Genomic DNA, 14,261 nt, shown 5'->3' with positions numbered 1-14,261 from the left:
GAAAAGTAAGCGTTCTAATTTCAAGTCACACAAACATGGCAAGCATGCCTAAGTGGGAGTCAGGACGAGGGATGGTAAAACTAACGTGTTTCCAATCGTCCGCAGCGGGGCGTTCTAGGCATTTGTGTAGCCAAGCTTGCATATTGGGCCAAGCAGAAATATCAATATTGGCCGTAGGAACTAAGGTCATTACTGCCGCGACATTTAAATCCGCTGCACTAAAGCGATCGCCTAGTATGTATTCTTTATTTTCTAGGTGTTTGTTTAACACATCCCAGGGACGCGATAGCTTTTTCACGGCTAGGTTAAACTCTTCAACATTGCGTGATTCTGGCGCAAACAGTAAATTATTGGCCGACGCCAGTAACAAAGGTTTTTCTATTTCGGTGATGGCCCAAATGGTCCACTGCATCATCAATGCGTCTTCTTGCAAACTTTGGGGCGCTAGCTCACCGCCGACTTTTTTGGCCAAATATAAATTGATAGCCAGCGATTCGAATAAGGTAAGACCACCGTCTTCAAGAGCGGGAATACGGCCATTGGGATTTATCTTTAAAAATTCAGGACTATGGGTGCTGCCATCTAAGAAATTAGTTGGCTCATGATGAAAATCTATTCCCAGCTCTTTTAGCATCCAAGCGCAACGGTTGGCTCTTGAATGCAGGGATCCATATAACGTTGTCATAAGAAACTCCTTAATGATGGCGTTATTGCGTCCTTAACGTAGAGGCAATAACGCTGTTAATTGTTGTTTTTATTTCTGTGTGGACGGAACCCAAATGCCATGGAAGCCTTCGTGCACACGACAGGGAAATTTCACGATGGCAACAGGGCCTTGGCTGAGATTTCGAGCGTCTAAAATCACCAAATCAGTACGGTTTTCATCCCGTCGGCCAACCATAGATAACAGCCAACCATCACCTTCTTCAGCATCTGGGCTGCGCGGAACGAAGCAGGGTTCTTCTGGGGAAGAGTTTGGCCCGGCATAGTAAAAGTCGAGCTTGTTTTCTTGCTCGTCGAAATGGCCAAGACAGGTAAATGGAGGCCCCTTCGGACCAGGTTCTAGCATTGGTCCTAATTCTGTATTATTGGTGCCAAACCAAAAATGACGCGTTCTGCGCATGGCAAAACGGGCATCGATAACGGGCATTTCGCCAATGTGATTAATGAAGCGTTTGATTTCAACGGAATCGCTATCATTACTAAGGTCTACAGTCCAGCGTTCACCGAAAGGAGGTAATTCATGAGCATCTGGATTATGAATGTCAGGAAATTGGCTTAACCAGCCGGACTCGGTGACAAATTGATCCAGTATCAGTTTAGAACCGTCTTCCCAAGCATTAAATGTGTGGGTTTGCATGACAGACTTATTGACGTTAAACCAGCGAATTGCTTTTACACCACGGTCTCGAGGGATCACTCCGACATGGGTTGTCTTGCTGCTATCCCAATGCCAGTAAGGTTCACCTTGTTTTACTCTGTCCCAATCACATACCATCGGGCAAATGACGAAAGCGATATAGTTTTCTGAGACTAAGAAGTCGTGCACCATGGAACAGTAAGGCGCTTTGAATCTTTCAGAGCGAGTGAATTTGCCTTCTTTGTTGATGATGTAAATTTCTATTTCATCACTGGCTACCCCTTCGCAGTTATAAGCAAAGGCAATGCATTCTCCGGTTTTTGGATCAAATTTTGGGTGCGCAGTGAAGGTTTGGCTAGTGAGCTGCCCATCAAAATCGGTTTCACCTAGGGTAGTTAAATCATCTGGATGAATTTCATAAGGACGCCCCGACTCTTTCAGTGCGTACAATTTTTTGTTAAGCAACATCACTGACGTATTAGCCGTATTGTGGTCTTCTTCTCTCACCGCGTCTGAGCTGGTAAAAGGGTTACGGTATGAACCAAAAAGTGCGCGACGGGCTTGTCTTTCAAGCTCAAACTTTTTGGTGCGAACAAACCTAGTGGTTAAGTCTGCATGGCCTTGCTCAAATCTCACCATATGTACCATACCATCCCCATTTAAGAAGATGTCATTAGGGTGGCGTGGTCTATATGTGTGATCAGCACTGTTTCGGTAATAGGTTCCCTCTAATTCAGCAGGGATACTACCTATGACTTCAAGGTCATGCACATGTCCTTCTATACGAACAGGAGCTGCGTAACCTTTAAAAGTCAACTCATCAGGAAATTGCATTCCAACGTTATTGTGACTCATGATTTTACTTCCTACTTCAATTACCATTGTTATTCATGACTTTTATATTTGCGTAAACTTGGCCTGCTTGATCTACACCATGCTTGGTATACTTACCGTAACATCCGCTTTTTTTAATAGGCTCTGAGCCTTTATCACTAAGGTCACTGCGATGGCGCTAATGATGACAGTTGCCCAAGCTAGTCCCTGATAGCCAACCGTCGCAACGATAACGCCGCCCAGTAGAGGCCCTATTGCGGACCCAATCATCATCATGGCTGGTGTAGCCGCTACTGCGCGACCAGTTGGATCTATTCTGGCCAATAGGCCAAACACAAAAGTGTGGGTAAAAATTACGAGCGTGACGTAAAACGCGACGGGAATGGCATACAACAAAAAATTGGATGATGCATGCGTAATAGACAAGGCAAACAGGGCTTGTAAACAAGGGCCAGCAATAGCAACCTTGATAGGTGATAACCTCTTTTGCAGTAATGAGGCAACTATCCCAGGGGTTAAGTTGATGAAACTCATGACAATTAAAACGGTTTCCACTTGCTTTCTATCAAAATTGTGCAAGTCGCCAATCCTGTCAACAAATGAAAACACCATTGCTTGATTCAATGTTAGACAGCTAACAACACAAATAAACATCCATACTGCGGGTTTGGATAAAATTTTTGCGGTGACTTTATTCGCTTGATTTTCATCTTTATTATGATTTGTTGTTTCATCAGAAACCTTAGGAAAAAAGAAAAACATAACGATAGCGGCGCATGCCATTAGGGCAAAAAAGGCAATAAAAATAGCTATGCCACCAATTTGTTTTGTTGCCTGAGGAAGCAGTGCAAATAGCACAATGGCTAAAACCCCTAAAGCAACATTTACTAAGCCAAATAAGCGATGAGGATTCTCTGTTTTTCCTATGGTTCCATGAACGGATGAAAGGGCTGCCCCCGCCCCCAACCCCGCAATGACATGTAATATTATGAGCATCGAAAAGCTTTCTGAAACTACAGACAGTTTTGATGCCGTAAAGAATGAAGCCGATGCAACTGCAAAACCAAAGGCTGCAACATAGCGATGGTTGAGCCGAGTATATTTAGGCGATAAAATAATACTTGAGATCACGATACCGACAAGAAACAAAGTCACAGTAAGCCCAGCTTGCTGTGGAAGTAAGTGGTAATCTTGCATTAACACACTTATCCAAAGGGGAGCGCGGCTAAATCCACCATACCAGCCATATGGCCTATCCCCAGTACTATTTTGCTTTGTGTACTATTTAATTTGATCATTTTTATTCTCTCTTATTATTGTTATTTGAAGTGTTAAATCATTGCCGCACCTAGCTTATAAATTCCAAGTGGCTGTTAAGACAACGGCTTCAATTGAGCGGTTTTGTTTAAGACCTTGATGACGTAAATAAGACAATTCATATCGATTGCCAGATTGTTGCATGATGGATATCCCCCCACCGAAGACGGCGTATGTTGGTTCATCAACGTATTCGTCTAAGTCGTTGACGTATTCTTGCTCTATGCCGATAACAACACTTGGCGATAAGGTGTTTGGTCGAGCTTCTTTTTCAAAACGTAAATGCCCCCAAACCGTGCCATAATTTTCAGTACTACCCACTTCACCGGAAGAGACCGTGCCAAAACTGTCCGCTGTTGCTTCAAGGAAATTGCGTTGGAATTGCATGCCTAAAACAGGATGTAATACCCAGCCTTCTGGGATTTTGTCGAAATCATTATTGTGGTAATTACCAACGAGTTCCGACTGTAGATAAAAGTGATCATCGCCAGGTTTATGTGTCCGTATGAATGGGCCAGCGGCCACCTTCAGTTCTTGTTTCCCCCAAGAATATTCTGTACGTAATGTGGCCCCCCAGTGATCGCTGAACTTATTGATCACATCAAAACGTAAACCAGCACCATGTCGCTTAATGGTTCCCGCGTCCACAATATCTAAATCCGTTTGTTCACCAAATACACCAAAGCTCAACATGGTATTGACATCAAGAAAGCGTATGTACTGAGCATCCATCCTTCCAATATCACCATCTAGTTGCACTTCATTATCGCCACCATTGGATAAAGTGCCGGTAACATTGAAACGCAGAAGAGATCTTCCATCCGACAACATGTGTTGAACAGTAAGAGGCGCTACAATGTCAGAGGTATCATCTTTATAGTCTGCACTAGATGAAGCGGATTTGGCTTTGCCTATAGTTGTTCTCGCTTGCCCTATACGCCACTGCACGCCACCAAAGGTATCGCCATTGCTAAAAGAGCCTCATCAGTCCAGCTTGTCCAAGGTTCATTTGCGCTTGTATAGAAAGAGGGAGTGAGTGTGTATCACGGGATGTCTCTTCACCAATCGCATGAGGCATGATGAACATTGCTGAAGTTGCACTAGTGTAAAGAGCTAGTAACTTATATTTCATTTTCATAATTTCACCTGCATTTTTATTTTTATTATTTGAGTTGTGATTAGTTATTAATCACAGCGCCACTATAATGCGTCTGAATTAAAGTGATGAAACAGATTGTATTAATGATTTCCATTGATATTATTAATACCTATAGTTGGAAGTTAAGGAGCTCCTATGCGTCTAGATAAATTTGACTTGAATTTATTGATTGTGCTTGATGTATTGCTTGAGAAGCGCAATGTCACGAGAGCAAGCGAGCACTTGCATATTGGGCAGTCTGCTACGAGTGCCGCATTGGGGCGATTACGAGAGTATTTTGATGACAGCTTACTGGTGCCCGTTGGACGCACGATGGAACTCACACCACTAGCAAAAAGCTTGGTAGTACCTGTTCGAGATACCTTGATGCGAGCAAGGGCAACCATTTCTTTACGCCCCGTTTTCGAACCAGAAAACATTGTGCGTAATTTTACCGTGGCTGCATCAGACTACATGATCGATATATTGATCGCTCAGTCTTCTAGAGAGCTTGCTAAGAGTGCGCCTAGTATGCGGCTGGATATGATCATCCCACCAAAGGATGTATTTGATGCATTTGAGCGAGGTGAAATTGATTTATTATTTTTACCAAAGCAGTATTCAGATCGATTTCAACACCCTCAAACAGAAGTATTAACCGATATTCAAACATGCATGGTGTGTGAACACAGTGAACTCAATGAACTTAGCATGGAACAATATTTGGATATGGGGCATGTTGCCATTCGTTTAGGTGATGAACACAGTATTACCCATGAAGAATGGTTTTTACCGCGTTATGGTAAACAGCGTAGAATAGAATGTACGGTAGACCATTTTAGTTCCGTTCCTTTATTAGTAATAGGAACAAATCGCATTGTGACCTTACATAGACTTATTGCTGAAGAAATGGCTCAACGCTTCCCAGTTAAATTGCTGCCAGCGCCATTTGAAATGGAACCTGTGACTGAAATTATGATATGGCCACGTTACCTCAACGACGATCCAGCACATATGTGGCTAAGAAATACGGTTTTAGCACAAGCAAAGAAAATGCTAAACAAACCAGTCGATACTAGTAATGAAACTGTCGGAACTAATAAATAACACAATAAATGATTTGATTGCTTATTTTTCCCAAACGAAGAGCTATACCTAAAATAGATAGTTCTACCTGATCATTCACTAGATATCGACAGACTTTGTCAGACTAGCCTCCATCACTAATCACAGTACCACCATCTACAACGATATTTTGCCCAGAAATAAAGCCACCCGCCCTACTTGCCAGCATCACCGCGACACCGGCAATTTCCTCTGGTTCCCCCACTCTACGAAGTGGAGTGGCGAGTAATCGGCGTTGCATAAACTGCTCGTTTTCAAGTAATTCTGTGGCTAACGGTGTTCGGATCAATCCGGGAGAAATGGCGTTCACTCGCACGCCTTTAGGCCCCCATTCGACGGCTAGATTGCGCGCTAGCTGCGCCAATCCGGCTTTAGATAAACCATACAGGCCAATGGCTTTATTGCCTCTTAGTCCAGCAATACTAGACATTAAAATCACCGATCCTTGACCTCGTTCCGCCATATCAGGAATCAGTGCAGAGCAAAGTCGTAATGCACTTTTTAAATTGATTGACATGACCAAATCCCAGTCATCATCAGTGATTAACTCTATTGGCCCAGCCGGCCCTTGTACGCCAGCATTCGACACAAAAACATCAATACGACCGTAAACCGCTTTGGCTTGTTCAACCAGCTTATCTATGTCCTCGTTACAACTTAGATCACAGGCAATAAAAAACGCCCCACTTTTTTCGGTATTCGAATCCGTTCTATCTGATGCAATTACCTTGGCGCCATGAGCGATCATGGTATCGACAATAGCCGAACCTAGTCCACCGTACGCGCCTGTAACCAGTACCACCTTATCTTGTAGCGAAAATAGTGAACTCATTGTAATAAAGCCCGCTCTACTAACTGATGTAAACTCCCATCATGTTGAAAACCCACTTCATCGGCAGCAGGAGTTTCTAGCGGTGGAAAGCGTCCAAACAAGTTTTCGATCATGGAATTTGGCTCATAGCTCACCAGTTCTTTCGCGTTCTGCTGATAAACCGAGCCGATAGCATCGACCATGTCTGCCATGCTGAAACAGAGTGTCGGTAAGGTAAAAGTCCGATTCTCTTTTAATTTGCTCTCTTCTACCGCTGCGCCATGGATAAGGTTTTCGACTATATTTGGCAAAGACGATGCCCATGTTTTTGCTTGTGGAGACATGGGGCAAACGAAAGTATGCCCCTGAGAGACTTCACGAATAATATCGCTCAAAAAAGCCGACAATTGACCCGTTTCTGCTGGCGGGCGAGCCAACACTCCGGGTAAACGTAATGAACGCCCATCGACCCAGCCTCGGCGACTAAAGTCGTTGATCATCACCTCGCCCACGACTTTGTGCGCGCCATAACTCATCTGAGGTTTCAGTGGCGTATCATCGGTGACCAAATCTGGCATGGTGCCGAAAACCGCAATGCTACTAGCGAATACCAATACAGGTTTGTGCCCTGTCGACTCGGTTTGTGCTTTGCAGATTTCCAGCAAGGTCATGGTGGCATCAATATTGACACGACGACCGAGCTGATCATTTTTTTCCGCCATGCCACCGGGAATACTGGCCAGATGGTAAATAACATCCATGGGGAAACGCCCTAGAGTGTCTTTCAACCATTGATCGTCTGCAAGATCGCCGCTCTGTTGCTCAACCACTAAATCCAGTGATGAACTATCCACAACAGGCTCATCAAACTGGCGATCTAATAAGGTCAAACGCGAGACCTTGCTTTCTCCAACTCGGCCTTGTGAAAGAATATGGTTTGTCAGTGCTTGTCCAACAAAGCCATTTGCGCCCGTAATTAATACATGCATCTGACAACCCTTATTTATTTGTTCGCGATGACTTTTTGCGCGATCACTCCGAAAGGACCATCACGGCCATCATCAAATTTGGCTTGCATACGGACAGTGTCACCAAAACGCATATACTGAGTTTTGATTTCACCAAGATCAATTTTCTCAATCACTCTTCGCTCTGCTATACACGCTGATCCAGCATCACGGGATTTATTAGAAACCGTGCCAGATCCGATCACACAACCTGCGCTTAATTTGCGCGTTCGTGCTGCATGAGCAATCAATTGCGGAAAAGAAAAGTTCATTTCGCTGCCATGAGGCTCGCCAAAGCGCTCACCATTCCAGGTGACATTAAGATGCATATTAAAACGGCCATTTTTCCAAGCCTCACCCAATTCATCTGGGGTAACAGCAACTGGCGCAAAACTGGATGACGGCTTGGCTTGTATAAAACCAAATCCCGTTGCCATTTCACGAGGTCCAAATGAGCGTAAACTCCAGTCATTAATCTGCACCAACAAACAAATCGCCTGAGCCGCTTCGTCCAGAGTCGCCGCCATAGGAACTGGCCCAGTAATCACCCCAAACTCGCCTTCAAAATCGATACCATCCTCTTCACTGGGCATAAGAATGTCAGCGGTTGGCCCTTGAAAATCATCGCTCGCCCCTTGGTACATCACCGGAATCGTGTCGAAATCGGGAATAGGTTTGGTATTAAACGCCTCTTCCATCAATTTACCGTGATTGATAAACGCAGAACCGTCTAACCATTGCGGGCTTCTTGGCAAGGGTGCAAGGCAAACAGACGAATCGAAATCAAAGGCTGTATCTACTTTGTCTGCATTTAATAAATCGTACAAAGCCTGAAGATCCGCTACTTTTTCTTGCCAGTTTTGTACCGCTGACAATAAGTTAGGCGCGATAGCCGTGGCATCCACCGCTTTGGTTAAATCTTTTGAAACAACAACAAGACGACCATCTAAGGTGCCATTGGGTAAGGCTGCGAATTTCATTATATGACTCCTTATTTAGCCAAGGCGTTAGCCAATTGATCGTCGTACTGCCCACCGACGAGAATAAATAACATGCGACACATTTTCCCAGAACGATTCGCCCACGCATGGTTGGTACCACGCTGAACAACCACACTACCGGGTTTTAAAATGGCTTCGCCTTTGTCCACAATTAGGGTCAACTCACCCTCAATAACAATGCCGTAATCCACTGACTCAGTACGATGCATCAAAGGATGAGGCGAATCCTCTTTGACGGTAGAGGCATCTTCATCACCGACTTTGGAAAACATATCTTTCATCTTGCCTTTGCCCTGAGCCAAAAACTCCTCAGTGTCTGGCGGAATATCAACAAATCGAATTCGAGTGCCAGATTTCATTGGCGGCAAAACAACTGGCCCAAGAGTTGGGTCTGATTGTGTGTGAGTAATCTGAGCCGGAGTCTCGCTGGTATTCCATACTTCATGAAATCGAGTGCCCGGCACCGCTTCTAAATCCATTACAGTATTAAGTGGGCCATTTTCTAAAATAATCGCGTTACCCTGTTCATCATGTCCCGTGACCACACGGTAAATATCGGGAAAACTCATGGAAAAAACCTCTCTCATTATTAAAAGGTACATACGGAACAAATAAAAAAATGGCAGTGAACACAAGCGCATTACACTGCCCAAGGGAGTTTTAAATAGGCTGGCTTAACGCTATTAGAGACTGTCCCATAATTTTTGAGTGTTCAGCTTTATCGCCACCATTGATCTCGATATGGCACAAGCGAGCTGAGTTTTCGACCACCATGCGGCAACGATCCCAACGGCGATCATGAAATTTGTCCAACGCAGCTTGAAGGTCATCGTTCGCGGCTAATTCATCAGCCAAGACGATACCGCTTTCAATACCAATTCCTGCGCCGGAGGCAAGATGAGGGGTGGTCGCCGCAACCGTATCACCTATCATCACGAGACGACCTCTGTTCCAAGGGGCTGGAACCAACAAATTCGCAAGCGGACGGTAATCAATATTCGCTTCCGCCTTTAAGGCATGAGGAATCAATGCCTTAATGATTGGATTAGGAAACTGCGCCATCAAACCTGCAAAAACTTGTGGCCAAGTCTCTTTGTCGATGTGTTCTTTCGTCGGACGATCTTCGGTAATAAACATGTACATGTGAGTGTCGGATACTGGGTTTACACCAAGCTTAAGGTGATCTCCCATCCACATGGTCACGCGATTGATCTCTGCGGGACGAGGCATAATGGCACGCCATACCCCTTGCCCTATGTATTCTGGATCAGGCACTTCTGGGAAGAATTCTTTGCGTAGTTTAGAGTGTACGCCATCTGCACCAACAACAAGATCATAGTCGTGTGTACTTCCATCGGTAAAAGTGACAACGGCACCAGATTCAGTCTGTTGAATATCTGTATAGGTGCAGCCTAGGCGAACATTGACACCCGATTCAAGGGTTGCATTCGACATAATGCGAGCAAGAGTAGGACGGAAAATACCACCACTGCCGCCCACTGAAGAGCCAACAGGGCTTGGTGTTGGCAATTCCATAATTAAAGGGCCATGAGCTAAGTGAATCGCAACGCCATCGGTCACACACCCTTGTTCAACCACTTGCTGATAAATCCCAAGGCTTTCTAATGCACGCATAGACGCGCCATTGATGCTGATACCCGCACCCAACTCACACCACTCCGGATCAATCTCAACAAGATCAACTTGAATGCCATGACTGCGCATTCTGATTGCTGTGGCCATACCGGAGAAACCACCACCAATGACCAATACTTTGTTTACTGCAGCCATTTAATGACTCCTTATTTTTGTTGTTAGTAGAATGAATTAATGTCTGTTAATAAAATTGAAACCATGCCCATCGAATTAACAAAAACGGGGACTTTTTCTAATGTCTTACCAAGGCAAGGCCCCTGAATACACAACCCCGTGTCAGGTTCAAATAAAGCGCCATGAGCATGACAAGCCACATGTTGCTTTTTAGCATCCATGTAAGCATCTTTACGCCATGCCATGGGTGCGTTACGCACATGAGGACATGCATTGCGCCAACCATAAAATTCATTGTTAAATTTCACCACGAACAGTAAATCTTGCCCGGCTTCGTTTTCTAAAAAGCCTCTCGTTTCGCCTTCTTTAAGATCATCAACGTGACAAAGCTCAACGGTGTTTTCAGTCAACATCATCACAACACCTCATTTTTAACGTCGTCACTATTCGCGTATTTTGGCTTAAGCAGAAAATGCGCAAGAGCAGGTAACAAAACCAGCGCTCCTAACATGTTCCAAATGAACATAAACGCCAGTAATAACCCCATATCTGCTTGAAACTTAATCGGGCTAGCAATCCAAGTAATGACCCCAACAGCCAAGGTTACACCGGTTAACATCACCACTTTACCGGTGAAATTTAGCGCTCTTAAATAGGATTGAGATAAGCTGGTACCTTGACGTAATCCCACCAAGGTAATAGACAAAATATACAAGGCGTAGTCGATACCAATGCCAACACCTAGAGCAATAACGGGTAAGGTAGCGACTTTCACACCCATGCCTAATTGCACCATCAAGGCTTCGACCATAATAGAGGTCAACATCAAAGGCAGAAGCGCCACAACAACTGCTTTAAAAGAGCGGAAAGTAATAAGAGAGAGTAAAGCCACTGCACCATACACCAAGAACAGCATTTGATACCAAGCCGCTTTTACCGAGATATTAGTGGCCGCTTGAATACCAGCACTCCCTGCCGCCAATAAAAACTGAACATCGTCGGTATTATTGTCTTTAGCAAAAGCTTCCACATGATTAACAATGTTACTCAAGGTATCTGCTTTGTGATCTTGCAGATAGACATAAACCGTCAATAGATTACAGCTGCTGTTGTACAAACCTCTTGGTGCGCCCGCCGTGATGTAATTCAACATACTTTGATTAGGTAAAAATTCGTACCATTTAGGATTACCTTCATTTAAGCCAGACAACACACGACGAGATAATAGAGCCAAAGAATTTGTCGATTCCACACCAGGAAGCTGGCGTAATTGCCATTCAAGTGCGTCTATTTTCTTCAGAGTTTCGTATTGAGAACACTGACCGTCAGGGGTTTTTACCATGATCGCCATGACATCACTGGATGCACCATAATGCTGATTCATAAAAGCAATATCTTGATTATAACGACTGTCTTGACGTAACTCAGGCGCCCCTTGATCGAGATCACCGATCTTCAATTGGGTACTTAAAGAAAACGCCCCAACGGCCAGCACAGCACCTGCTATCAAGGCGCCAGTTGCCCATTTACGCTGGGTGAACTTATCTAAGAACAACCATAATGCTGGTATCTTTTTCGTACTGGTTTGATCAATATCATTCACCACACTACGTTGTGCGGCTTTTTTACCGACCCCAACATAAGACAGCATAATGGGCAAAAGAATAAGGTTAGTGAAGATCAGTACAGCAACCCCGATAGAGGCTGCAATCGCCAATTCTTGAATGACCTTAATATCGATCACTAACAACACAGCAAAGCCAACGGCATCGGCTAACAAGGCCGTCAACCCTGCAAGAAATAAACGTCTAAAGGTAAAACGTGCCGCCACTAGCTTGTCAAAGCCACGGCCAACATCCTGCATAATGCCATTCATTTTCTGCGCGCCATGGCTCATACCAATCGCGAAGACCAGAAAAGGCACTAAGATAGAGTACGGATCTAAGACATAACCTAGCGTAGGCAAAATACCCAACTGCCATACCACCGCTAATAAAGAAGCAAATACCACTAAGAAGGTTGAGCGTACACAACGGGTATACCAAAACACCATGATAGTCGCGATCACCACCGCCAATGCGAAGAACCACAAAACCGCTTGAACACCTTCAATCAAGTCCCCCATTACCTTGGTAAAACCGGTAATATGGATTTCCAAACCTTCTGCTTGATACTTAGCCCGTAGATCTTCAAGCACCTTGGAATACTTTGCGTAATCTAAGGCTTCGCCAGTGGCATCTTGATTTAATAATGGCATGTAGATGATAGTGGATTCTTCATCCGCGGCAATCAATTGACCAATTTGCCCAGAACGCGCTACGTTAGCTTTTAGAATTTGCAAACTAGCAGGAGAGCCATCATAACCTTCCGGAATGACAGGACCGCCATCCAAGCCTTCTTCAGTAACACCAATCCAGCGTGTTGACGGTGTCCACAGCGATGCCATTTGCACCCGATCCACACCAGGAAGGAGAAATATTTCATCACTAAATTGACGCAATAACTCTAAGTAATGAGCGTCATAAATACTGCCATTAGGATTCACTACGGCAATCCGTAACGCATTACCCAGACCCGTTAACTCATTTTCATATTTCAAATAGTTTTGAATATACTCTTGATGAGTAGGTAAGGTTTTTTCAAAGCTCGCATTAATAGTTAATTTGGTTGCTTGCCAGCCTAATATCCCCGTCACTAGAGCACAAATAATCATAACGACGAAACGATGATTGAATAACACTCGCTCAATAAAAGAGCCAGATCTAGGATCAAAGATCTCTTCAGGTGAGGCTAAATTAGTAGACTGTTGTTTCATTTGAAATCTCCAACATCAATGGAGACAGGTCCATGGATGCTTAAAGCAAGTACACTTCCATTTGCTTTTTCTAGCATATTAGTTAAAGGTGGGAGGCGCTTACGAGTAAGTGGAACCAATCGATTTTCTCTCAAGCCCAGCAATATTCCGGCTTGATTCGCCATGATGACCTGGCCATCAGAATGGATAAAAGAAGCCATAATCGACGAACTGATAGGGTTTTTAATCTCTTTCCAATCCTGACCATTATCATTGGATAACAAGGTATTACCGCGTAATCCAGCCAGTACTATCTCACGCTCCCCCAGTAACTGAGCGGTAAAAAAGCTACCCTCATAGGACGTTTCGATGGTTTCAAACGACGCTCCATCGTCCATTGAAAGCGTGGCAAAGCCTTGTTCTCCGACAATTAAAATACGCTCTCCAGATTGGCGTATACTGTATAGATGTAAGCCAAAAAGATTATTAATACGATCCATCCAAGATTCCCAAGTCTGGCCACCATCAATACTTTCAAAGGCAAAACCATAAGCACCAACCACCACAAGGTGATCTCTTCCAAGTACCAACAAATCTAGAAAAGGTTTGTCTGGGCCATCTGCAATCAGCAATTTGGCCTGACGAATTGATTCTTCGTCTTGAGATGTCTCAGCTTCTTGTAATAGCGTTTCTGCTAACTGACGACCATTTAGCTGTACTTTCCAATCCTTGCCCCCATTTGTCGTACGTAACACAATGCCACCATGACCAATGACGTAGCCATTTTGATCATCAAAAAACTTACTCCCGTCAACGTCACGCTGACGGGGGAAGACAACTGACGCCAGCTTTTGCCATCATCATCGGAGCGCAAAATCAAACCTCGCTCACCAACAGCAATAAAATGATCTCCGACAGATGTCACTGACAATAAAACAGAATGCGCTCCCAGATCAGAGACAATAGCAGGACGATCGATAGCATCGGCAACGGCTGCAATAACGCCTTCAATTCTAAAAAGTAAAAAAGCCATCAGAGTGAGCACCGTGAACTTAGGTAAAAAACTCACTATGCTCGGTCTCTCTTTCTTCTGCTTAGACATTA

The 14,261-nt window shown here is 44.3% G+C and carries 14 protein-coding genes; 1 reads left to right on the top strand and 13 read right to left on the bottom strand.

Features of this window, described 5'->3' with window-relative positions:
- Window positions 1–25: 25 nt before the first annotated feature.
- The 4 genes from AC0L6V_RS00830 to AC0L6V_RS00815 all read right to left on the bottom strand — a co-directional run bounded on the left by AC0L6V_RS00830 (window position 26) and on the right by AC0L6V_RS00815 (window position 4,459).
- Complete coding sequence (locus AC0L6V_RS00830) at window positions 26–685, bottom strand: glutathione S-transferase family protein (RefSeq protein ID WP_265216841.1); 660 nt, start codon at window positions 683–685, stop codon at window positions 26–28.
- A gap of 69 nt (window positions 686–754) precedes the next feature.
- A complete protein-coding gene (locus tag AC0L6V_RS00825; RefSeq protein ID WP_265216840.1) occupies window positions 755–2,215 on the bottom strand; it encodes a carotenoid oxygenase family protein in 1,461 nt (486 codons plus the stop codon).
- Window positions 2,216–2,287: 72 nt separating this feature from the next.
- Window positions 2,288–3,397, bottom strand: coding sequence for an MFS transporter (locus AC0L6V_RS00820; protein WP_346433221.1), 1,110 nt, complete (start codon window positions 3,395–3,397; stop codon window positions 2,288–2,290).
- A 150-nt stretch (window positions 3,398–3,547) separates the two neighbouring features.
- Complete coding sequence (locus AC0L6V_RS00815) at window positions 3,548–4,459, bottom strand: hypothetical protein (RefSeq protein WP_265216838.1); 912 nt, start codon at window positions 4,457–4,459, stop codon at window positions 3,548–3,550.
- Between the two features lie 346 nt (window positions 4,460–4,805).
- On the opposite strand from AC0L6V_RS00815, the gene AC0L6V_RS00810 reads away from it, so the two are divergent.
- A complete protein-coding gene (locus AC0L6V_RS00810; RefSeq protein ID WP_265216837.1) occupies window positions 4,806–5,756 on the top strand; it encodes a LysR family transcriptional regulator in 951 nt (316 codons plus the stop codon).
- Window positions 5,757–5,859: 103 nt separating this feature from the next.
- Here AC0L6V_RS00810 and AC0L6V_RS00805 read toward each other — a convergent pair whose 3' ends face one another.
- The 9 genes from AC0L6V_RS00805 to AC0L6V_RS00765 all read right to left on the bottom strand — a co-directional run bounded on the left by AC0L6V_RS00805 (window position 5,860) and on the right by AC0L6V_RS00765 (window position 14,259).
- Window positions 5,860–6,606, bottom strand: coding sequence for an SDR family NAD(P)-dependent oxidoreductase (locus AC0L6V_RS00805; RefSeq protein WP_265216836.1), 747 nt, complete (start codon window positions 6,604–6,606; stop codon window positions 5,860–5,862).
- Window positions 6,603–7,574, bottom strand: a complete 972-nt coding sequence (locus tag AC0L6V_RS00800) for an NAD-dependent epimerase/dehydratase family protein (protein ID WP_265216835.1) — start codon at window positions 7,572–7,574, stop codon at window positions 6,603–6,605. Before AC0L6V_RS00800 ends, AC0L6V_RS00805 begins: the two co-directional genes overlap by 4 nt.
- Before the next feature lie 14 nt (window positions 7,575–7,588).
- Window positions 7,589–8,572, bottom strand: coding sequence for a fumarylacetoacetate hydrolase family protein (locus tag AC0L6V_RS00795; RefSeq protein WP_265216834.1), 984 nt, complete (start codon window positions 8,570–8,572; stop codon window positions 7,589–7,591).
- An 11-nt stretch (window positions 8,573–8,583) separates the two neighbouring features.
- Window positions 8,584–9,162, bottom strand: coding sequence for a cupin domain-containing protein (locus AC0L6V_RS00790; protein WP_265216833.1), 579 nt, complete (start codon window positions 9,160–9,162; stop codon window positions 8,584–8,586).
- 91 nt (window positions 9,163–9,253) lie between these two features.
- Window positions 9,254–10,384, bottom strand: a complete 1,131-nt coding sequence (locus tag AC0L6V_RS00785; RefSeq protein WP_265216832.1) for an FAD-dependent oxidoreductase — start codon at window positions 10,382–10,384, stop codon at window positions 9,254–9,256.
- A gap of 23 nt (window positions 10,385–10,407) precedes the next feature.
- Complete coding sequence (locus tag AC0L6V_RS00780) at window positions 10,408–10,779, bottom strand: Rieske (2Fe-2S) protein (protein WP_265216831.1); 372 nt, start codon at window positions 10,777–10,779, stop codon at window positions 10,408–10,410.
- The gene (locus AC0L6V_RS00775) at window positions 10,779–13,178 is read right to left on the bottom strand and encodes an efflux RND transporter permease subunit (protein WP_265216830.1); all 2,400 of its coding nucleotides are present in this window, start codon (window positions 13,176–13,178) and stop codon (window positions 10,779–10,781) included. The genes AC0L6V_RS00780 and AC0L6V_RS00775 overlap by 1 nt, the downstream gene beginning before the upstream one ends.
- Complete coding sequence (locus AC0L6V_RS00770; protein WP_265216829.1) at window positions 13,175–13,912, bottom strand: WD40/YVTN/BNR-like repeat-containing protein; 738 nt, start codon at window positions 13,910–13,912, stop codon at window positions 13,175–13,177. Before AC0L6V_RS00770 ends, AC0L6V_RS00775 begins: the two co-directional genes overlap by 4 nt.
- A complete protein-coding gene (locus AC0L6V_RS00765; RefSeq protein WP_265216828.1) occupies window positions 13,867–14,259 on the bottom strand; it encodes a beta propeller repeat protein in 393 nt (130 codons plus the stop codon). Before AC0L6V_RS00765 ends, AC0L6V_RS00770 begins: the two co-directional genes overlap by 46 nt.
- Between the last annotated feature and the right edge of the window lie 2 nt (window positions 14,260–14,261).

This window comes from Marinomonas sp. G8-14, from assembly GCF_055808935.1.
This window is presented reverse-complemented; position numbering and strand designations above follow the sequence as displayed.